Below are 19905 nucleotides of genomic sequence, written 5' to 3' on the forward strand. Positions count from 1 at the left end.
CCAATCACCCCCAATAAGCCCCATAAGTCCGCCCAAAACAAAGAGAATCGCACCAGAATCATGCCAAAACGATTCTCAAAGCAAAGAATCAGGACGGCCTTATGGAGGGAGTGCTCAGCCGCGATCCCATTTGTCGCAGAAGGCCGCGATGTCTTCGCTGCGGAAATCGGGCAGACGGGCCATAATCGTCTCGAGCGGCCAGTCCCACCAGGAGATCCGCTCCAGCCGCGCGGCGATATCGGGTCCGAACCTTTCCTTGAGCACGCGTGCGGGAATGCCGCCGACAATCGTATAAGGAGCAACATCGCGCGTAACGACCGCGCCAGCGGCTAGAATGGCGCCATTGCCGATCCGCAGGCCGGGAAGAACCGTCACCCCGTGACCGATCCAGACATCATGGCCGATCTCGACCCGCGCCTGGCGACGCGCGGCAAAGAAGGCATGATCGCGGCACTGCTCGGTGTCGTAATATTCGGGACAATAGGTAAAGCGATGCTGGCTCGCGCGCAGATGGGGATGGTTCGGTGCGCCGATGCGCACATGGGCGGCAATCGCGCAGAACCGGCCGATGGTCGCATCAGCCACCATGCAGTCATTGCCGAGATAGCTGAAATCGCCGATCCGGCTATATTCGATGCTGGTCCGCTCGAGGATCTCGCAAGATTGCCCGATCACGCTTTCGCGCAGCCGCGCGCTCTCGCTGATCACGGTTTGCGCCAACTTGGCCTTGCCCGCCGCATCCCGTTCGTGATCCGCCCGCATGGCGGCCGCATTCTTGCTCATGGTTCCTGCTCTCTTCTTTGGTCCGCCCTGCTTTAGGACAAGACCATGTCGGAACCATGACGCAGCGCGCCACCACAATGGGCGCCCAAAAAAAGCGCGCGCCCGTGGATTTCCACGGGGCGCGCGCACGTCTTAAAGCAGCAAGCGGTCCGGTCAGCAGACCAGCGGCTTGTGGTTTTGCAGATGGCGCGAGGCCAGCTTGCGCCCCTGACGGCCGGTCGTGAGCAAACGCGCACCCTCGCGGGTCATATTCTCGTCGCGCAGTTCGGGGAAGATCGTGAAGATCTCGTTTACCGCTTCGGCAGAAAGCGCCTTGAGCGCTTGTGCGCCGGTATAAAGAGACTCCGTCTCCGCACCGTTCGAGATCACCACCTCATGGCGGTCAAAGAGCATGTGGAAATAATCGACCGCAGGAACATCCGTCGCGACATCGATACCCGGCAGCATCAGCAGCTGCTTGGCGGCGATCAGGACTTCGCGCGTGCCGAAAACCCGCTGCGCAATGGCCGAGCGCACCAGAATGCGGTGCTGCGGCGAAACCAGAAGGTCGCTCGAGGGAGAGTTCTCGCCCAAGGCACCCGCCGAAATGCGGATCGGGCGCAGCTTCTCGTTGCGGATCAGATCGCTTTCCGAGAGCGCGCTGGAGCCGATCCAGCGGATCGCCTGCAGGCCGTTGTCGCTGGTCATGACCAGATCACCTGCCGCCAAAGTCTCGATCGCGCGCGGCCCCGACGCCGTCTCGATCAGCGTGCCGCCCGCAAAGCAGGTGACGATCTCGACGTAGGGCGTGCCGACCGGCGCATAGGGATTGGGCGGATTGTAGATGCTGTCGTGAGCCGCAGTGATCGTCATCTGCACACCCGAGGGCGGGATTTTTCCCGCGAAGGTAAAGCCGACGATCTGGCCGCCGACCTTGACGGCCAACATTTCGAAAGTTTCGGGACCGTTCTCGCCCATATAGCTGAGGGTGAACTGGTATTCGGCCTCGACCTCCGCGCCGACCATCCCGATTTCCGAGCCTGCGCCGATCGTCTGGCCGACGCCGTCACGGCCCCACTCCTCGCTGTTCGATGCAATGTCGTCATCGCTGAAAATGCCGTCGTCGTCATCGACGACCAGCGATTTCAGCGCCGCATCCGCATTGATGGTGAAGGTCGAGTTAACCAGATTGTCGCCACTGGTCGACTGGAACGCCCAGGATTTGTCGGAAGCAACATCGTTGAGGGAAATATAGGCAAGCGTATGAGAAACAACCGGCATTTTAGCCAACTCCAATAGAATACCGAGCGGCGGAGAGACCCCACCACGAACAGGCATCCGTGCATTTATGAAGAGCGTCGCCATCAGGACCGGCAAATCCGGTTGTGCTTGAGCGATGGCAGGCACCCGTCCGGCTCAACCCCGAACCGGACAAATGCAGCGCTATTTCAACCAAAAAGCGAAGTCAATTTTACAAGATCACGGCACAGTGCGACATTTTGTCAATCTGCATAAAATCCGGAAAAATTCCCGAAATAACGAGCTTTATTGATATAAATCAAATCAATGAAGTGCCATTAACGATCATTATTCCGGATTTTCCCAGATTGTTTTGCCCTTTTTGTCTCGATAATTTTACAAATCATACAGTAGACATGCCGCAGCGTCATCCTCGGGTGGATCAGAGGGGCGATCCGACTAGCGCCCAGTATTGCAACAACAAATCGCGTCCCCTTGCAGGCCCCGACTACGATCGCGCGAAAGTGAGCGTTTCGTGAGCTCCCGTTTGCACGCAGGTCGGAACTTTTCCGCAGAGCGACTTTTGCGGCCCTCGCTGCGGCTATGAAAAATCCCCCGACACTTGCGCGTCGGGGGACAGGATGCTTGATCGTGAGCCTCACCAGATGAAGTCGTCGCGGTCCATCTGGTTGAGACGGTAATCCTCGACCACCAACTGATTGGTCCCGATGGTGATCACCACATCATCACCCACCTGCCGCGCCGCAGAGCGGATATTGGCGAAGCTGTTGATCGCGGCAAAGCTCGACAGATCGATTTGATCCTCGTCGTTCTCGAAATCGGTAATGCGGTCGCGTCCCGCGTTGAAGACAAAGCGGTCCGCCCCCTCGCCACCGGTCAGCGTATCATTGCCGGCACCGCCTGCGAGAAAGTCGTCCCCCTCGCCGCCGATCAGACGGTCATGGCCGTCCTCGCCGAACATGCGGTCATTGCCCTCGCCACCGTTGAGCACGTCATTGCCCGCACCGGAATAAGCGGTGTCGTTGCCTTCGCCGAGCGAGATATTGTCGCGCCCGTTGCCGCTGCGCACGAAATCGTTGCCCGAGCCTGCGGTGACATTGTTGTTGCCGTTGCCGGCAGTGATCGTGTCGTTGCCTTCACCGCCGAAGATCTTGTCGTTGCCGCCGCTTGCAGTGATGCGGTCATTGCCCGATCCGCCGCCAATCGTATTGTGGCCGCCGGTCACCGTAATGGTGTCATTGCCCTCGCCGCCGTCGATATAATCGTCACCACCGAGGCCGTTGATCGTGTCGTCGCCACTGCGGCCGAACAGGCGGTCGTTCTGGTTCGAGCCCGTGATGCGGTTGGAGTCGTCGTTTCCGTATCTGATAACCATAGCTACATGTCCTTTTTCAAACACAACCGGCATATGTCTGCGGCATGACGGTTCTGCGACAGTACGCTGCAGCAGTTTGTCGCAGCGCCCGCGGCAGGATCCGGGCATACCTCTCCCGTCCTCCGGTGCCGGTTTCCGAAGGGGGAATGCGTCGAATTTTCGGGTAATCGGGGCGGAGCGCCCTTAGCGCAGGGCCAACTTGCGGCCGACCTGCATCATACGCATCGCATCCTCGGCGGCGCGACGCAGCAGTTTGTCGCCCTTGGCAATCGCCTCGTCGAGCGAGCAGGGACGTTTCACGATCGAAGCGAAAGCGGCAATGCCGTGATCAAGCGTCTGGCGCGCGCCTTTGCCGATCGTTCCCGCCAAAGCGATGGTCGGAATGCCCAAAGCCTTGGCGCGACGGGCAACCTCGCAGGGCACCTTGCCATAGGGGCTTTGTCCGTCCAGCGAGCCTTCTGCCGTGATCACCAGATCCGCCCGTTCGAGCAGCCGGTCGAAGTCGAGATATTGCAGCATGATCTCGAAACGCGGATGCAGGGTGGCACCGGCAAAGGCGACCAGCCCCGCGCCGAGCCCGCCGGAGGCCCCTGCCCCCTGCATCGCGCCAAGCTCGATCCCGAGCGAGGCCCTGATCACGGCGGCATAAGTCTCGAGACCGCGCTCGAGCACCACGACCTGCGCGGGGGTCGCGCCCTTTTGCGGACCAAAGACACGCGCCACGCCTTTCTGGCCAAGCAACATGTTGTGCCAGTTGACGGCGGCATCGATGCGGACCGAGGCCAGACGCGGATCAAGGCCGGAGACGTCAATCTGGGCAAGATCCTCCAACGCACCGCCGCCTTCGGGCAGCTCGCGTCCCTGCGCATCAAGAAGCCGCGCCCCGAGCGCGCGCGCCATCCCTGCGCCGCCGTCGTTGATCCCGCTGTCGCCGCAGCCGATCAGGATGCGTTCGACCCCGTGATCCAAAGCCGCCAGGATCAGCTCGCCCACGCCGCGGCTGGTCGTCAAAAGCGGGTTGCGGCGGTCGCGCGGTACCAGCGACAAACCGGCAGCCGCCGCCATTTCGATCACCGCCGTTTTCGGCCCGGCTCCGCCAAGCAGGCCCCAGAAGCCCGCAACCGGTGCGCCGACGGGTCCGGTGACACGCGCCTTGATGATGCGCCCGCCGGTCGCGTCGACCAGTGCTTCGGTCGTGCCTTCGCCGCCATCGACCATCGGTGCCGAGAGGATCTCGGCATCGGGCATCGCCTTGCGCACGCCGGACGAAATCGCCTTGGTCACCGCTTTGACGGAGAGGGATTCCTTGAACCCTGACGGGGCAATCAGAACAGTCAGCGACATTTGCTTTCCTTTCGATGTTTCCTGAAGCGATTACGGCGGGGCGGTGGGTTTATTCCCGCAGACCGAAACTTTTTTGAAAGTTCGCCAAAATCAGCGGGAATCCCGTGCCTCGTAGATCACGAGGCTGCCCGACCCGCCCTCGAGCGGTGTGGACATCCCCCGCATGCCGCGCAATTGCGCGGGCCAGAGCGCCAAGGCGAAGATGACCAGCAAAAGCGTCACCACCGGCATCAGCGGCATGGCAAGCCGAAACAGATCCTTCTGCGTGAAGGTCGCGATATCGGCATTGGCAAAGATCGCGACCGGCTTGGCCGAGGCCATCATCGTCTGACAAAAGCCGGTCCCCATGACCGCAATCAACACCATCAGCGCCGCGTCATGGCCCAAGCCCGCCAAGGGCAGCGCGACAGCAGGGATCAGCACCGCCGCACGGGCCGAACGCGAGGTGATGAAGAGATGCGCCGCAACCGCCACAAGCGACATCAGCACCGCCACCACCGGAAGACTACCGGCAAGCGACGCCGGCAAAACTCCGAGTGCCGCGCCCGCCAGCCATTGATCCGCTCCGCTCCGCGTCATGGCCTCGGCCAGAAGAACGGTCGCGGCCATATAGAGCAGAAGCTCGACATCAACGGCACGGAAGACCTCCTTTGTCTTGCGCGGCGTGAAGGGCTTCATGAGCAGGACCAACGCCCCGATCAGCGCGGTCAACGACATGCCGATCCCGTGCCATTCGGTCGTCAGCCACAACAGGATCAAAAGGCCCAAAACCACCGCGATGCGGCGCTGGCGCGCGGATAATTCGGGGCTCTGCGCCGGAGCGGCGGGTACGGCGACCGGCAAGGCCCGCAGCGCAGGGGGCACGAAAAGCCACAGGATCAACAGCACGCCTGCGAGGCTCGAAAGCAGCGCGAAAGGCAGGCCGAGCAGCGCCCAGTCCAGATAGCCGAGGCCAAGGCCGGTCGTGGCGCGGATGCTCTCGACCGCCAGAAGATGCGCGCCCGCACCGATGAGCGACCCGCCCGCCGACAGAAGGATCACCGTCGGAAAGATCAATGCGAGCGGTTTGACCAGACGCGGATCAGGCAAGGCCCCCGCCAGCGCCAGAAAGACCGGCATCAACAGCGCTGCCCGCCCCGAGGTCGAGGGCAGAACGAACGCCGTCGCGGCAATCGCCACGGTCAGCGCCAAAGCGAAAAGATCAAAGCGCATCGGACGGCGCAGGACGCGCGCCAGAAGACGCTCGGTCAGCTGCGCCTCTTTCAGAACTGCGCCAATGACGAAGGCCGAAAGCAAGAGCCAGATCAGCTCGCTGCCGAGGGCAGAGAAGAGCACCTCCTCGCTGAGAACACCGGCAAAAACAAGGCCGAGGACCGCGACCAGCGCCACGACCGATTCCGGCAGACGCGTCCCGATCCAGCCGAGCATGGCCAGCGCCACGGCAATCAACGCGGCGCGCGCCTCGAAGGGTAATGCGCCGGGCAGCGTCAGGCCGAAAACGATAACCCCGCCCCCTGCCCCGATCAGGGCAAGCCGGCGCGGTGCGGGAAAAGCGGGGATGGATAGGCGCAATGTGGTCATGACAATCTCCGTCGGGCATTGTCGTGACTACGCGGCCGCGCAGGAATTATTCCCGCACCCTCCGGCGCAAAGGACAAAGGCCCGCACCGCAGGTTGCGGTGACGGGCCTTTGATCATGCGTCGGGATTGCAGCGCGGGTTAGCGCGCCAATGCCGCCGCCTCGGCTTCGGGGGTCAAGGGCTCGCCAAGCGGGGCCAAAGCCGCATCGAGCGCCTCGAGACCTTCGGAAACCGCCGTATAGCCCCCGAGCTCGGGCCGCTCGACCGCCACTGCGAAACGCTGCCGCCATTGCTCGCCTTCGCGGCAGGCAATGGTGATCTCCGCGACATCGCCGTCGGTAATTTCATATTCGCGGCAAAATGCGTCCTGCTGATACGAAGCGATCATCGTCAGCTCGCGACCATCGCCCAGAACTCTGGTTTCACCCGAAGGAAGCCCCTCGATCGCGGCGATCTGCTCGGTGGCCAGCCCACCGCCATCGGGGCCAAATCCGAACCAGCCAAGCGCGATCACCGCGCAAGCGGCGACGGCGGCAGCCGCAATCCACGGCTTGCGATTGGTATTGGCGGCCAGCGGAACCACGATTGCCCCCCCTGCCCCGAAACCCGTTGCGGCAGGCGGCACCCCGCGTGCGGCCGGCCGATCGACCGCGCTTTCGTCCTGCCGCCCCGAGGCCGCGCGGATCATCGCGATCAGCGCCGCGTCGCCGGCCGCCGGTGACGAGAGATCATCCCCCGCCATGCCGCCGAGCAGCCGCCGCGTTTCGCTGAAGGGCCGCAGCCGCGCCTGCAGTCCGGGGTCGGCGGCAAGCGCCGCTTCTACTGCGGCCGCCTCGGCCTGATCCAGTTCGCCATCCGCATAGGCCATGAGGGTTTCGTCACTGATCGACATCTCTGATCCTCGTCATCGCAAAGGGGGCGTATCCCGACTACGTCCGACGCCTCATTCTATTCCCAATTTTTCCGACAAAGCGCGCCGCGCCCGCGCAAGGCGGCTCATTACCGTCCCTTTCGGGATGTCGAGCACCTCGGCGGCTTCGGCATAGCTCAGCTCTTCGACGCAAACGAGATGGAGGATCTCGCGCTGTTCCTCGGGCAGTTCCGCCATCGCGGCCTCGACCGAACGCAACATCAGCCGTGCCTCGATCGCCTTGGAGGGATCGGTCGGCAGAGCCTCGGGCATCTCGAAAACATCGACCTCGGTCCCTGCGGTTTTGCGCCGCCGCGTCAGGTCGATGAAGGCATTGCGCATGATGCGGAAAAGCCAGGGCTCGAGCTTTTGCGAAGGATCATAGCCCGCCGCTCCGGCAATCGCGCGCTCGACCGTGATCTGAACCAAATCGTCTGCGATGTCATGTCGCCGTGACAGCGCGAGGCCAAACCTGCGAAGGTTCGGCAGAAGGCGAACCAATGCCTCGCCGAAGGCCGAATCCATCACCAAACTCCAGAACTGAAAAAATTTGATCTATGCGGGATTATTACAAAGCAGCGCGCGTAGATGTCCAGCAAGCTTATGACCGGAGGCATTCATGATCCGCATTCTGCTTATTGCCGCAGTGGCCCTGTCCGGCTGGTTGATGGTGCCCGACCCCGCGCGCAATTTCGGCTTCGTCGTCGCCACAGCTTGGGCCGACGACGATGATGATGACGACGACGACGCGCCCGTCAGGCGCCGCCCCGCGCCGGTCCGTGCGGCCCCCCTGCCTGCTTTCGCCCCCAATGAAGTGCTGGCGCACGGGTTGATCGAAAGCGATATCGCGCGGCTCGAAAGCGAAGGGTTCGCGCTGCTGCAGACCCGTGTTCTGGTCGATGGCGCCATGAGCCACCGCCTGCGCAAACCCGCGCGCCTCTCGATGCTGCAGGCACGGGCCCATCTGCGGCAAGAGCTTGGAAAACCCGCCGATTTCAATCACTACTACCGCCCCAACAAGGACGCGGCCAACCCGCCTGCCTGCAAAGGCAGCGCCTGCCCTGCTCGCGAAATGCTGGACTGGCCGCAAGCGACCTCCGGCTGCGGAACGCCGCCGCTTATCGGCATGGTCGACACCGGCCTGAACCCCGATCACGCGGTTTTCGCCGATGCCGCGATCGAGCTGCACCGCATCGGACCAAAGGCCAATGCCTCGGGCCTGATCCACGGCACGGCGGTCGCCTCGCTACTGGTCGGAGATCCGACAAGCCGCACACCGGGCCTTGTTCCGGGAGCGAGGCTGATCGCTGTCGATGCCTTCCACAAGGCGAAATCCGACGAGCGCATGGACGCCTTCTCGCTGATCGAAGCGCTCGACCTCTTGGCGCAAAAGGGCGTGCGGATCATTAATCTGTCCTTCGCGGGGCCGGAAAATGCCGCCCTTGCCGAGCAGCTGCGCGCCCTTGACCATCAAGGCATCGTCCTCGTGGCGGCAGCGGGAAACTCCGGCCCTGCCGCCAAACCCGCCTACCCTGCCGCTTACGATTTTGTTGTCGCCGTAACCGCTGTCGACCGTCGCAGCCAGATCTACCGCCGCGCCAATCGCGGCGAACATATCGACCTCGCGGCGCCGGGGGTCGAGGTTTGGACCGCGACATCCGTTAGCGGTGCCCGCACCCAGACGGGCACTTCGTTCGCCGCTCCCTTCGTCACCGCCGCGGCGGCTCTTCTGCTGCAAAAGAACCCGCAGATGACCCCGTCCGAGGTGCGGCGGGCGCTCGAAAACGGCGCCACCGATCTCGGCCGTCAGGGGCCGGATGCAGTATTCGGACATGGGCTGATCGCGCCGCCAAACCCCTGCAGCTGAACGCGCGCCGGGGCACTAGGTGCCGGCCTCAGCGTCGCTTGTTGCGGTCGACCACGACACGATTGCCGCGCGGGCCGGTCATCACCGGCGTATTGTCGCGGTTCTCGTCTGCGAGCTTGCGCCAACGCTCGAGCCGCTCGGGATCAAGCTTGCCCGCTTCGACCGCAGCGCGCACGGCACAGCCCGGCTCGTGGGCATGGGTACAGTCACGGAAACGGCACTGCGGGGCCAGCTCGGTAATCTCCTCGAAGAGAACTCCGATCCCGCCCGCCACGTCGCTGACATGCAGCGTCCGCATGCCCGGCGTGTCGATCACCCAGCCGCCCGTCGCCAGACCGTGAAGCGAACGCGAGGTCGTCGTATGCCGCCCTTTGGCGTCATCTTCGCGAATTCCGCCGGTCAACTGCTCCTCGTCGGACGCCTTTTCGGCGAGCGTGTTCAAAAGCGTTGACTTTCCCACTCCGGAGGAGCCGACCAGCGCCACCGTCTGCCCTGCCCCGCACCAAGGCGCAAGCAGAAGCCGCGCTTCTGCCGTCAGGCCGTTGAGGCTGACAACGGGCAGATCCCGCTGCAAGCCTTGGGCCGCTTGCAGATAGTCCTGCGGGCTGTCCGCCTTATCGGCCTTGGTGAGCACGATCACCGGATCGGTGCCGGCCTCGTTTGCAAGCGCGAGATAGCGCTCCAATCGCGCCGCGTTGAAATCGGCATTGCAGGAGGTCACGATGAAAAGCGTGTCCACATTGGCCGCGATCAACTGCTGGAACCGAGCGCCCTCGGTTCTCCGCTGAAGCAAGGTTTTCCGTTCAAGCCGGCGACGCAACATGCGGGTATCAGCATCGACGAGCACCCAGTCTCCCACGGCGAAATCCATGGTTTTGACATGGAGCGGCAGCTCGAGCCGGACGCTGCCCGATAGACCAACCGCATTCATCCGCGATCGATGAACCGCCGCAATCCGCATCGGGACCAGCGCAGCCTCGTCGGCCGCGCGCTGCTCTTCGAAGAATTCCGTCCAGCCAAAGGTCTCAAGCGACATGAAGGTTTTGTCCGATTGTAATGTCATGTCGATCTGCATGAAGCGAGCAGATGCCGGATGCAAGCTTTTCCGTTGGACGGGGCTTTCCCGGGGCCTACCGCCCGCGTGACGTGAGCGCACGGGAATTGAACAAATTGAGAACAATGTTGTCTGTGAAAAGAAAACCGCGCGACAGCCTATTCAGCAACCGCGCGGTTTTCGAGTTTTAGAAAAGTCTCGATTTCAGAAAAACCTTCCCCGCGGGGAATGCGTCATTCGATCTCTTCCAGGAACACCTTGACCGCGGCCTCGAGTTTCCTGCGGTTGATCGCGGAAAAGTCACGGGCGAGTCGAATTTCCAGCCGACCGTTAGCGGCCGTGCATTTTGCCGCGCCCTGAGGTCGCTCGATCTGGAAAGTCGTCTTGGCCTTCCCGTTCGACTGCAACTCTCCTTCATCGCCAGTCTTGACTTTGGCCCGTGCCGCGCCGGTAGGCTCGGCGAAGCCGCGTAGAACCTGCAACTCGTCCGCAGCCGTCCGCCCGTGCCACCCCCTCAATTCGGCACGGATCGCATCCGACAACCCGTCGACCTCCTGAAGTCGCGCGACGAGAGCCAGACCCAAAGCACGCGGAATTTCGGCTATATGATGCAGATCATCACCCAGTTCGTCGACCAGCTTGATGAACGAGCGGATGTAGCTTCTCTTCTGATAACCAGCTGATTTAAAAAGAAAAGATACTGACTTCTCCGGATCGCTTTCGTCAGTGTTCGGATCGCGGGCATAGTTCAACGCGAGCTGGGCCATCTCGCCGAACGAGATGTCCTTGCGGACCATATTCTCGTCAACCATCCTTCGGTAGAGCGCCTCGAGGACATCACCCCGCGCCGCAATCCCTGCAGGAATGCTCGCCCATTGCTCGTGATCGCCGGTCTCGTCGAGCAGAATGCGATAGGCAGAAAGCCTGCGCCAGCCTTGAATGAGCTCGTAATTTCCGTCATCCCGCGGCTCGACCTGAATCGGGTTTGAAAGCCCGATATCTCGAATAGAGACCACCAACTCGGTCAGTTCCGGATCATCGCCCGGGGCGCGGTCGCGGATCAGTTTGTCCGTGACGATCCGGTCAAGAGGAATCAGATCGGTGATCAACCCGGCTTTTTTCAGGCGAACATGCTCCTTGGCCAGAGCATCGTTTTCCGCCCGAATTTCCGCCTCGATACGGGCCCGTTCCCGTGTGCTCTCGACGGTTTCCGAAATGGCGGTCGCCATCGGACCACGGCGGGCATCACGCGCGGCGGCCGCCGGTTCGGCCTGCACGTTATCCTCAAAGGGCATATCCATATCGAAGACGCGACGCTTCCTGCTCATTCCTCGACCTCCAGCTTGTCCCAAGCCGCGACCAGATTGTCGCGGAATTCCTCGTAGGCGCGATCAAAGGTACCACGCGCGCGCCGCCATGTACCGCGCGTCATCTCACGATAGTCGATTTCGTAAACCGATGACAGGAAACGTCCGGATTGCTCGACCGCTCGCGTCAATTCTATGGGGCTTTCCGCGACGCGATCGCCAAAGACCTGCTTGAAGGCGGAGAACATCGCGGAATGCAGCTCGTTCGAGGGCTCGTAGCGCGTCATCAAGAAGCGGACATCGGCAAATGCCTTGGGCAATTGGATCTTCCCCGTGGGGAAGTTTTCGAACCCGTGCGAGAGATCCTCGAGCGCTTCGGCAAGCTGACCGATAAAGCTCGTCGTGGAATCGTACTCCCAATAGCCGGGCCCAGAGGGGATATAGAGGACATCGGCTGCAAAGACCGCATTCATCGACTGGTACCCAATAGCCGGCGGACAATCGAACAGAATGACGTCATAAGCATCGTCCGGAAGCCCATCGAGAAAGCGCGACACTGCTCCAAAGAAGCTCCATTCCGGATTGAGGTGGCGATACTGCGCGCTGGCAAACTCGACAAAGGCCGCATTGGCGCAGCTCGGCACGATATCGATCGTGGGCCATGCGGTCGGCTTGATGAAGTCCGAGGTCCGCAGGCCGCCCAGACCCATTGCCCGGATAGAATTCGGCAAACGACGCTGGGGCAGGGCGGTACCACTCTCCGCGCCGCTTCCCGCAGCATTCATCCGGTCGGTTTCGCGCTCGAGATCGCGCGCCATGATGCCCCAGACGGTATGATCCTCGCCAACATCGGTCATCCCCATCGAATGGCTCAGCGTTGCCTGAGGGTCAAAGTCGACAACAAGGACGCGGTAGCCGTCCAGCGCGGCCGCATGAGCAAAATGCAAGGCAACCGTCGACTTCCCTGCACCGCCTTTGAAGTTTGCGATCGCGGCGCGAATGGCGCGACGTCCCTCGGGGCGAGGGGGCATCAATGTCTTGCGGTTCACCTTGATGCGGCGCCGCAATTCGTTGATCTCTTCAAGCGAGAACCACCTTTGACGCCCGTCCTCTTCGACTTCCCCGCCGGGAAGATGCGGCTCGGCAGCCAGCTTCCCGCGGAACGTCGACTGGTTCATCTTGAAAATCAGCTCGGCAACCTCCCACGACGAAAACCGTCTCAGGGTCTTTTCGTTGGAAGGGCTGAACGTCTGGCGCCGGATCCATCCCTGCATCTTCAGAGATTGGCCCTGCAGCTTCGCGAGGTCGGAATGGGTATACATGATTTTCCCGATACTGCTCTTATGATATTTTGATTTCTAGCAGATCGTAAAATTACCACAACTTTCGATTTGCGTTTAATTTCGAGTTTTGGTGATTTTGCGTTGTGATTTTGCACCCAACTCCGGGAATCGCCGTCCGATTCTCGAATCGTTCATGGAGCAAAGCGGCGGGTCCCGGCGATATGAGCGATGAAATTAAGGTGCCATCACTTCGCCAATCTTGACCGATAGGGGGACATCTGCACCAAATATAGGGACGCACTGGACGTCACCCTTTACCATTATTACCGATTTTTAAATCGGATTTCAGGTGAAGACAGGCGACCCGACCGATAGCATCTTGACAGGAATGTGTTCACGGACGCAAATTGGCCTCACATTCCGAAAAGCGTTTGTAACTGGCCGGAACAAGGTCGGATCGAGAGAAAAGGCCGGGCGGATGCTCCGGTTCAAACGAGGCAGTACGAGATGCAGATTTTGCGGGCTGTAGGGCGCGATGCGTCCTCCAAAAAATATGACCTGCTCTCGGCTTTGGCAGCACATGGCCTGGCCGGGGACAAGCATCGCCAGCGTCTGGTGATGCGTCTCATGTCTTTGATCACGACGCGGTATAACTGGCAAAGTGACGAGCTCTCGATCGGTCAACGGGAGATCGCCAGATTGTGGTCGGTCGATGAACGCACGGTCAAGCGCGAGATGAGCAAATTGCGCAATCTCGGCTGGCTCGATCAGAAACGTGCGGGCGCGCGGGGCAGGGTGGCTTTGTTCTCGCTCGGCATCGAACGCATCTTGCTCGACACCAAACCGGAATGGGCCTTGATCGGTCCCGATTTCATCGAAAGGCTTGAAGGCAAGCCCGCCGCACCTTTGCCCGAAACCAATGTCGTGCCCTTCCAGCGCATTCCGCTTCCGGAAGGTGACGGGTTTTGGCCGCAGGTTCTGGGCCTTCTGGCATCCGAGGATCTGGCGACCTGCAATGCCTGGTTCATGCCGATGGCGATGCTCGATTGTTCGGCGACGCGGCTTCATCTGATGGCACCAAGCCGCTTTCATGCGGCTTATGTCCGCACCCATCTGATCGAGCGCTTGCGCGTCATTGCGCGCCGTGTCGATCCTTCGATTTCCGAAGTGGTGATTGATGCAAGCTGAGGCAGTCCTGCCGCAGTCTTCAGCAGCAGACGCGCCGAAAAAAACGTGCCATGATAGAACTCTACGGGACTTCTTGCTGTAGACTGGTGAAGAGTGCAAATGGTCCCGCCAAAGCTGCCAAACAGAAACGGGGGTCACTGTGAATTCATCTTCTTTTGCCGTCACGCGTCGCGGTCTCATGCTGGGGGCAGGTGCTGCCGCCCTGTTGGCCGGCCTGCCCAAGGCCCAGGCGCAAAGCGCGATCAAACTGGCGGGCGTCTATACCAACCCTGTCGAGCAGCAATGGTGTGGGCGTCTTCATGCCGCATCCGAGGCCGCCAAAGCGGCCGGCGCTGTCGACTATGTCTATAGCGAGAATGTCTCGAACACCGATTTCGCGCGTGTATTGCGCGAATATGCCGAAAGCGGCGCCAATCTGATCATCGGGGATATTTTCGGCGTCGAACAGGAAGCGCGCGAGGTTGCCGCAGATTATCCCGAGGTTGCTTTCCTGCTCGGTTCCAGCCTGCCGCCGGACGAGGCCGCGCCGAATGTCGCGGTTTTCGACAACTATATTCAGGACGCGTCCTATCTGACCGGCATCATTGCCGGCGCAATGACCAAGAACGGCAATATCGGCATGGTCGGCGGTTTCCCGATCCCAGAGGTCAACCGCCTGATGAATGCGTTCATGGCGGGCGTCAAAGAAACGCGTCCCGATGCGAAATTCCAGATTTCCTTCATCGGCTCGTGGTTCGATCCGCCGAAGGCCAAGGAAACCGCCTTCGCGATGACCGATGCCGGTGCGGACGTGCTTTATGCCGAGCGTTTCGGTGTCTCGGATGCGGCCAAGGAAAAGAACATTCTGGCCATCGGCAACGTCATCGACACCCAGTCCGACTATCCCGAAACGGTGGTCGCCTCGGCCCTGTGGGATTTCGCGCCGACGCTGAACAAAGCGATCGAGGCCGTCAAAGCGGGCAGCTTCAAGGCCGAGAATTACGGCATCTATTCCTCGATGAAGGACGGCGGTTGCATGCTCGCGCCCTATGGCACCTTCGAGGATAAAATCCCCGCCGAGGTGAAAGCCCTTGTCGAGGAACGCACCGCCGCGATCAAGGACGGCTCGTTCACCGTCGCGATCGACGACGCCGAGCCCAAAGCATCGTGACCGGCGCGACAAGCAAGGTGCAGGATCTGGTCCTGCGCCTTGACGGCATTACCAAACGCTTCGGCAAGCTGGTGGCGAACAACGCCGTCAGCCTGTCGTTGCGGCGCGGCGAAGTCGTTGCTTTGCTGGGCGAAAACGGCGCGGGCAAGACCACGCTGATGAACATCCTTTTCGGCCATTATGTCGCCGACGAGGGCACGGTCGAGGTTTTCGGCAAACCTCTCCCTTCTGGTCAGCCGCGCGCCGCGCTCGAAGCGGGCGTTGGTATGGTTCACCAGCATTTCACTTTGGCCGACAATCTGACTGTGCTCGACAATATCCGTCTGGGCACCGAGAAGCTCTTTTCGCGCGGGACGGGCAGGGGAGCTGCGCGCCGCCGTGTTCAGGATCTCAGCCGCGATTTCGGCCTGAGCGTTGATCCCGATGCGCGCGTCGGCAGCCTTTCGGTGGGCGAACGGCAACGGGTCGAGATCCTCAAGGCGTTGTACCGCGACGCGCGCATCCTGATCCTCGACGAGCCGACCGCCGTTCTCACCCCGCAAGAGGCCGATGCGCTGTTCGCGACCCTGCGCAAAGCGATCGCCCAAGGCCTGTCGATTCTCTTCATCAGCCACAAACTGCATGAAGTCACCGCGATTGCCGACCGTTGCGTCGTACTGCGTCACGGCACCGTTGTGGGCGAAGTTGCCACCGCCGAGACCGATGGTGCACGGCTTGCCGCGATGATGGTAGGCGGCGAAATCAGCCTGCCAAAGGCCGAGCCGCGTCCGGCCGGTCCGGTCCTGATGAAACTCGCTGGGGTTTCCACGCCGTCTGAAGGGGCGGCACCGGGGCTCAAGCGGCTGAGCCTCGATTTGCGGGCGGGCGAGATCATCGGTCTCGCGGGGGTTTCAGGCAATGGTCAGGCCGCGCTTGCCGATCTGGTCAGCGGGCTCATCGCGCCCGACGGGGGCCAGCTCGAGCTTGCGGGTACGCCGGTCACGCGCTGGACCCCGCGCGAAGCGATCCGGCGCGGCATTGCCCGCATCCCAGAGGACCGCCACAAGACCGGCACGATCGCGGGCTTCAACCTGACCGAAAACGCGGTGCTCGAAGGCTATTTCCGGCCGGAATTCAGCAAGATGGGCCTGATCGATTGGGGTGCGGCCCGTCGTTTCGCGGACGAGATCATCGCGGCCTATGATGTGCGCTGTCAGGGGGCGAAAACCCCGATCCGGCTGCTTTCGGGCGGCAATATGCAAAAGCTCATTCTCGGGCGCGTGCTCGAGCCGGGACCGACGATCATTCTGGCGAACCAGCCGGTGCGCGGGCTTGATATCGGGGCGATCGCCTATGTCCAGTCGCGGCTGATCGCGGCGCGGGATGCGGGCGCGGCGGTGCTGCTGATCTCCGAGGATCTCGACGAGATCATGGGCCTGGCCGATACCATCCATGTGATTTCCGGGGGTCGCCTATCGCCCGCTTTCGCGCGCGGCACGAAGACTCCTGCCGAGCTGGGCCTCTGGATGGCCGGCGAGGGATTTAGCGAGGACAGCCATGCGGCTTGAACCTATTGCGCAGCCGACGCTGGCGCGCCGCCTCGGCTTTCCTGCCTTGGCGCTTCTGGGCACGATCATCGTCGGATCGCTTCTGGCGCTGATCGCGGGGGCCAATCCGCTTCTGACTTTCGGCCTGATCGTGAAAGGGGCGGCGGGCTCGAAATTCGCGCTGCTCGAAACGCTCAATCGCGCGACGCCGTTGATTTTTACCGGTCTGGCCGTCGCCGTGGCCTTCCGCGCCAAGCTGTGGAACATCGGTGCCGAGGCACAGCTTTACGCCGGCGCGATTGTCACCGTCCTTTTGGGGACGGGCGCTTTGGGAGCGCCGATGGTGTTGCCGGTCTCGCTTGCAGTCGCGATGCTTGCGGGGGCTCTGGTCCTGCTCGGGCCGGTTCTGCTCAAGACTAAACTCGGGGTGGACGAGGTCGTCACCACGCTTTTGCTGAATTTCGTGATGCTGCTGTTCGTGTCCTATCTGCTGGAAGGGCCGATGAAGGACCCAATGGGAATGGGCTGGCCGAAATCGGCGGCGCTGGTCAAAGAGGCCCGTCTGCCGCGCATCGTCACCGGCCTGCGGCTCCATTGGGGCTTCGGCGTGGCGATCATTGCGGCGGTGCTGGTCTGGCTGATCGACAAGCGCACGAGCTTCGGTTTCGAGATGCGCGCCGTCGGCCAGAACCCTGCCGCCGCACGTTTTGCGGGCATGCCGGTCAACCGCGTTCTGGTCTTGACGGCATTGTTGTCGGGCGGGCTTGCGGGGCTTGCGGGCTGGTCGGAAGTGGCGGGTCTCAAGGGCCATCTCAGCCTCGATCTGTCTCCGGGCTATGGCTATACTGGTATCGTCGTCGCCATGCTCGCGCTGCTCAATCCGTTGGCGGTCGTGCCTTCGGCGCTGTTTGTCGCGGCGGTTTTCGTGGGCTCGGACAGCATGAGCCGTGCGGCGGGCGTGCCGACCTATATCGCCGATATGCTGCTCGCGACGGGGCTTTTGTTCATGGTACTCGCGCTGCAACTGTCGCGTTTCAGGGTGGTGCGGGGATGAGCAGCGTGATCGACATTCTTCTTTCCGTGACCTTCTGGGCGGCGGCGGTGCGGATCGCCTCGCCCCTGATCTTCGCAACGATGGGCGAGCTGATCTGCGAAAGGGCAGGGGTGCTGAACCTCGGGATCGAGGGGATCATGGTGATCGGGGCCTTTTCGGGCTGGATGGCCGTCTATCTTGGTGCGCCGCTTTGGCTCGGAGTCGCGACGGCGATGGCGGCAGGAATGCTGTTCGGGCTTTTGCACGGCATCCTGACCGTGCCGTTCGGCCTCTCGCAACATGTGGTGGGCATCGGCGTTACGCTGCTTGCCACCGCGACCAGCTATTACGCTTACCGCGTCGCCTTGCCCGAGGTCACGACCCCGCCGAAAATCGAGCCGTTCCAGCCGCTCGAGATTCCGTTCCTGTCGGATATCCCGCTGGTCGGGCAGGCATTCTTCAATCAGACGCCCATGACCTATCTGGCCTTCGTCGTCGCGGCTCTGACGGCCTTCGTGCTGTTTCGCACGCCCCTTGGTCTTGCTGTCCGCGCCGCGGGCGAAAACCCTGCCGCGGTCGAGGCCCAAGGCCTTTCCGTGACCGCCCTTAGAATCGGCGCGGTCACGGTCGGCTCCGGTCTGATGGCGGTCGGGGGGGCGTTCCTGACGCTGTCCGCCTTCTCGTCCTTCTTCTTCGAGATGGTGAACGGACGCGGCTGGATCTGTATCGCGCTGGTGGTTTTCGGCGCGTGGCGGCCCGGGAAAGCGGTTCTCGGTGCGCTGCTTTTCGCGGCCTTCGACGCGCTGCAGGTGCGGTTGCAACAAACGCCGATCGGGGCGCATCTGCCCTATCAGGTCTTTCTGATGGCGCCCTATCTTCTCTCAATTCTGGCTCTCGTCCTGATGTCGCGGCGCTCCGAAGTGCCCGCGGCCCTGATGACGCCCTATAATAAAGGTGAACGCTGATGTTCGATCTTCTGGTCAAGGGCGGCACGCTGCCCGATGGAACCCGCGCCGATATCGGGATCAACGGCGACCGTATCGCGGCAGTCGGCCAGCTCGACGCCGAGGCGCGGCAGGTGATCGAGGCGACCGGCGATCTGGTCTCGCCGCCCTTCGTCGATCCGCACTTCCACATGGATGCGACCCTGTCCTACGGCAAGCCGCGCGTGAATGCCTCGGGCACTTTGCTTGAAGGCATCGCGCTGTGGGGCGAGCTGCGCGACATCGCCACGGTCGACGAAATGGTCGCGCGCGCGGTCGATTATTGCGATTGGGCGGTCTCGATGGGGCTCCTCGCCATCCGCACCCATGTCGATACTTCGGCCGATCATCTGCGCGGCGTCGAGGCCATGCTCGAGGTCAAGTCCCGCGTCTCGGATTACCTTGATCTGCAGCTGGTGGCCTTCCCGCAGGACGGGCTTTACCGCGCCAAAAACGGCCGCGAGAACGTCGTCCGCGCGCTGGATATGGGCTGCGATCTTGTCGGCGGCATCCCGCATTTCGAACGCACGATGCAGGAGGGCGCTGATTCCGTCGCCGATGTCTGCCGCATCGCTGCCGAACGCGGCATCGCGATCGATATCCATTGCGACGAGACCGACGATCCGAACAGCCGCCATGTCGAGACCTATGCCCGCGAGGTTCTGCGCCACGGCCTTGGCGCGCGCGCGGCGGCGGGGCATCTGACCTCGATGCATTCGATGGATAACTACTATGTCTCGAAACTGCTGCCGTTGATGGCGGAATCGGGGATGACGGTGATCTCCAACCCGCTGATCAACATCACGCTTCAGGGCCGTCACGACACTTTCCCCAAACGTCGCGGTTTGACCCGCGTCAAGGAAATGCAGGCGCAGGGGATCACGGTGGGCTGGGGGCAGGATTGCGTGCTCGATCCGTGGTACTCGCTCGGCACCGCCGATATGCTCGATGTGGCCTTCATGGGGCTTCATGTCGCGCAGATGACCCATCCCGACGAAATGGCGCGCTGCTTCACCATGGTGACCGAGAACAACGCGCGCATCATGGGGCTCGAGGGGTACGGGCTCAAGGTCGGCGACAAGGCCAATCTGGTTGTGCTCGACGCCGCCAATACGACCGAGGCTTTGCGTCTGCGCGCGGACCGTCTTTTCGTCGTCTCGAAGGGCAGGATCGTTTCGCAAAAGCCGCGTGACGATGCGCGGCTTTCGCTGCCGGGGCGTCCGGCTTCGGTACGGCGTCGCCACATCCTCTGAGGATGCCCGCCCAAATGCGGTAAGGATGCT

17 protein-coding genes are annotated in these 19905 nt (G+C 62.1%); 7 read left to right on the top strand and 10 right to left on the bottom strand.

The window, feature by feature from the left end:
• Positions 1 to 114: 114 nt before the first annotated feature.
• From ACFFUC_RS16720 to ACFFUC_RS16750, 7 genes are all read right to left on the bottom strand, one after another.
• Entirely contained in the window at positions 115 to 783 is a 669-nt protein-coding gene (locus ACFFUC_RS16720) for a GlgC family sugar phosphate nucleotidyltransferase (RefSeq protein ID WP_377688013.1), read from the bottom strand.
• 153 nt (positions 784 to 936) lie between these two features.
• The gene (locus ACFFUC_RS16725) at positions 937 to 2043 is read right to left on the bottom strand and encodes a Hint domain-containing protein (protein WP_377688014.1); all 1107 of its coding nucleotides are present in this window, start codon (positions 2041 to 2043) and stop codon (positions 937 to 939) included.
• Between the two features lie 616 nt (positions 2044 to 2659).
• Positions 2660 to 3397: a calcium-binding protein gene (locus ACFFUC_RS16730; protein ID WP_377688015.1), complete on the bottom strand. Its 738-nt coding sequence runs from the start codon at positions 3395 to 3397 to the stop codon at positions 2660 to 2662.
• Between the two features lie 183 nt (positions 3398 to 3580).
• Positions 3581 to 4741 (bottom strand): glycerate kinase family protein, encoded by a 1161-nt coding sequence (locus tag ACFFUC_RS16735; protein ID WP_377688016.1) that lies wholly within the window; start codon positions 4739 to 4741, stop codon positions 3581 to 3583.
• 90 nt (positions 4742 to 4831) lie between these two features.
• Positions 4832 to 6322 (bottom strand): SLC13 family permease, encoded by a 1491-nt coding sequence (locus ACFFUC_RS16740; protein WP_377688018.1) that lies wholly within the window; start codon positions 6320 to 6322, stop codon positions 4832 to 4834.
• Positions 6323 to 6460: 138 nt separating this feature from the next.
• Positions 6461 to 7213, bottom strand: coding sequence for a zf-HC2 domain-containing protein (locus ACFFUC_RS16745; protein ID WP_377688019.1), 753 nt, complete (start codon positions 7211 to 7213; stop codon positions 6461 to 6463).
• Positions 7214 to 7264: 51 nt separating this feature from the next.
• Positions 7265 to 7756 (bottom strand): RNA polymerase sigma factor, encoded by a 492-nt coding sequence (locus ACFFUC_RS16750; RefSeq protein WP_377688020.1) that lies wholly within the window; start codon positions 7754 to 7756, stop codon positions 7265 to 7267.
• Positions 7757 to 7850: 94 nt separating this feature from the next.
• On the opposite strand from ACFFUC_RS16750, the gene ACFFUC_RS16755 reads away from it, so the two are divergent.
• Positions 7851 to 9098, top strand: a complete 1248-nt coding sequence (locus ACFFUC_RS16755; protein WP_377688021.1) for a S8 family serine peptidase — start codon at positions 7851 to 7853, stop codon at positions 9096 to 9098.
• 28 nt (positions 9099 to 9126) lie between these two features.
• Here ACFFUC_RS16755 and rsgA read toward each other — a convergent pair whose 3' ends face one another.
• The 3 genes from rsgA to ACFFUC_RS16770 form a co-directional block, all read right to left on the bottom strand.
• Positions 9127 to 10134, bottom strand: a complete 1008-nt coding sequence (gene rsgA / locus ACFFUC_RS16760) for a ribosome small subunit-dependent GTPase A (RefSeq protein ID WP_377688022.1) — start codon at positions 10132 to 10134, stop codon at positions 9127 to 9129.
• A gap of 251 nt (positions 10135 to 10385) precedes the next feature.
• Positions 10386 to 11480 carry a ParB/RepB/Spo0J family partition protein gene (locus ACFFUC_RS16765; protein ID WP_377688024.1) on the bottom strand — a complete coding sequence of 365 codons (1095 nt, stop codon included), beginning with the start codon at positions 11478 to 11480 and terminating at the stop codon, positions 10386 to 10388.
• Entirely contained in the window at positions 11477 to 12781 is a 1305-nt protein-coding gene (locus ACFFUC_RS16770) for an AAA family ATPase (protein ID WP_377688026.1), read from the bottom strand. The genes ACFFUC_RS16765 and ACFFUC_RS16770 overlap by 4 nt, the downstream gene beginning before the upstream one ends.
• 468 nt (positions 12782 to 13249) lie before the next feature.
• Here ACFFUC_RS16770 and ACFFUC_RS16775 point away from each other — a divergent pair, with 468 nt between their 5' ends.
• From ACFFUC_RS16775 to ACFFUC_RS16800, 6 genes are all read left to right on the top strand, one after another.
• Complete coding sequence (locus ACFFUC_RS16775; RefSeq protein ID WP_377688027.1) at positions 13250 to 13930, top strand: DnaA N-terminal domain-containing protein; 681 nt, start codon at positions 13250 to 13252, stop codon at positions 13928 to 13930.
• A gap of 178 nt (positions 13931 to 14108) precedes the next feature.
• The gene (locus tag ACFFUC_RS16780; protein WP_377688262.1) at positions 14109 to 15080 is read left to right on the top strand and encodes a BMP family protein; all 972 of its coding nucleotides are present in this window, start codon (positions 14109 to 14111) and stop codon (positions 15078 to 15080) included.
• Entirely contained in the window at positions 15077 to 16627 is a 1551-nt protein-coding gene (locus ACFFUC_RS16785) for an ABC transporter ATP-binding protein (protein WP_377688029.1), read from the top strand. The genes ACFFUC_RS16780 and ACFFUC_RS16785 overlap by 4 nt, the downstream gene beginning before the upstream one ends.
• The gene (locus ACFFUC_RS16790; protein ID WP_377688030.1) at positions 16617 to 17660 is read left to right on the top strand and encodes an ABC transporter permease; all 1044 of its coding nucleotides are present in this window, start codon (positions 16617 to 16619) and stop codon (positions 17658 to 17660) included. The genes ACFFUC_RS16785 and ACFFUC_RS16790 overlap by 11 nt, the downstream gene beginning before the upstream one ends.
• Positions 17657 to 18604, top strand: coding sequence for an ABC transporter permease (locus ACFFUC_RS16795; RefSeq protein WP_377688031.1), 948 nt, complete (start codon positions 17657 to 17659; stop codon positions 18602 to 18604). Before ACFFUC_RS16790 ends, ACFFUC_RS16795 begins: the two co-directional genes overlap by 4 nt.
• Positions 18604 to 19875: a cytosine deaminase gene (locus ACFFUC_RS16800; protein ID WP_377688033.1), complete on the top strand. Its 1272-nt coding sequence runs from the start codon at positions 18604 to 18606 to the stop codon at positions 19873 to 19875. Before ACFFUC_RS16795 ends, ACFFUC_RS16800 begins: the two co-directional genes overlap by 1 nt.
• Positions 19876 to 19905: the final 30 nt, after the last annotated feature.

This window comes from Paracoccus cavernae (assembly GCF_042430175.1).
In the GTDB taxonomy this organism is placed as follows: Bacteria; Pseudomonadota; Alphaproteobacteria; order Rhodobacterales; family Rhodobacteraceae; genus Paracoccus; species Paracoccus cavernae.

Excerpts from the sequence above, each read along its gene's own strand:
- ACFFUC_RS16720 (WP_377688013.1), bottom strand. The coding sequence starts at position 783 with ATGAGCAAGAATGCGGCCGCCATGCGGGCGGATCACGAACGGGATGCG.
- ACFFUC_RS16725 (WP_377688014.1), bottom strand. The coding sequence starts at position 2,043 with ATGCCGGTTGTTTCTCATACGCTTGCCTATATTTCCCTCAACGATGTT.
- ACFFUC_RS16730 (WP_377688015.1), bottom strand. The coding sequence starts at position 3,397 with ATGGTTATCAGATACGGAAACGACGACTCCAACCGCATCACGGGCTCG.
- ACFFUC_RS16735 (WP_377688016.1), bottom strand. The coding sequence starts at position 4,741 with ATGTCGCTGACTGTTCTGATTGCCCCGTCAGGGTTCAAGGAATCCCTC.
- ACFFUC_RS16740 (WP_377688018.1), bottom strand. The coding sequence starts at position 6,322 with ATGACCACATTGCGCCTATCCATCCCCGCTTTTCCCGCACCGCGCCGG.
- ACFFUC_RS16745 (WP_377688019.1), bottom strand. The coding sequence starts at position 7,213 with ATGTCGATCAGTGACGAAACCCTCATGGCCTATGCGGATGGCGAACTG.
- ACFFUC_RS16750 (WP_377688020.1), bottom strand. The coding sequence starts at position 7,756 with ATGGATTCGGCCTTCGGCGAGGCATTGGTTCGCCTTCTGCCGAACCTT.
- ACFFUC_RS16755 (WP_377688021.1), top strand. The coding sequence starts at position 7,851 with ATGATCCGCATTCTGCTTATTGCCGCAGTGGCCCTGTCCGGCTGGTTG.
- rsgA (WP_377688022.1), bottom strand. The coding sequence starts at position 10,134 with ATGTCGCTTGAGACCTTTGGCTGGACGGAATTCTTCGAAGAGCAGCGC.
- ACFFUC_RS16765 (WP_377688024.1), bottom strand. The coding sequence starts at position 11,480 with ATGAGCAGGAAGCGTCGCGTCTTCGATATGGATATGCCCTTTGAGGAT.
- ACFFUC_RS16770 (WP_377688026.1), bottom strand. The coding sequence starts at position 12,781 with ATGTATACCCATTCCGACCTCGCGAAGCTGCAGGGCCAATCTCTGAAG.
- ACFFUC_RS16775 (WP_377688027.1), top strand. The coding sequence starts at position 13,250 with ATGCAGATTTTGCGGGCTGTAGGGCGCGATGCGTCCTCCAAAAAATAT.
- ACFFUC_RS16780 (WP_377688262.1), top strand. The coding sequence starts at position 14,109 with ATGCTGGGGGCAGGTGCTGCCGCCCTGTTGGCCGGCCTGCCCAAGGCC.
- ACFFUC_RS16790 (WP_377688030.1), top strand. The coding sequence starts at position 16,617 with ATGCGGCTTGAACCTATTGCGCAGCCGACGCTGGCGCGCCGCCTCGGC.
- ACFFUC_RS16795 (WP_377688031.1), top strand. The coding sequence starts at position 17,657 with ATGAGCAGCGTGATCGACATTCTTCTTTCCGTGACCTTCTGGGCGGCG.
- ACFFUC_RS16800 (WP_377688033.1), top strand. The coding sequence starts at position 18,604 with ATGTTCGATCTTCTGGTCAAGGGCGGCACGCTGCCCGATGGAACCCGC.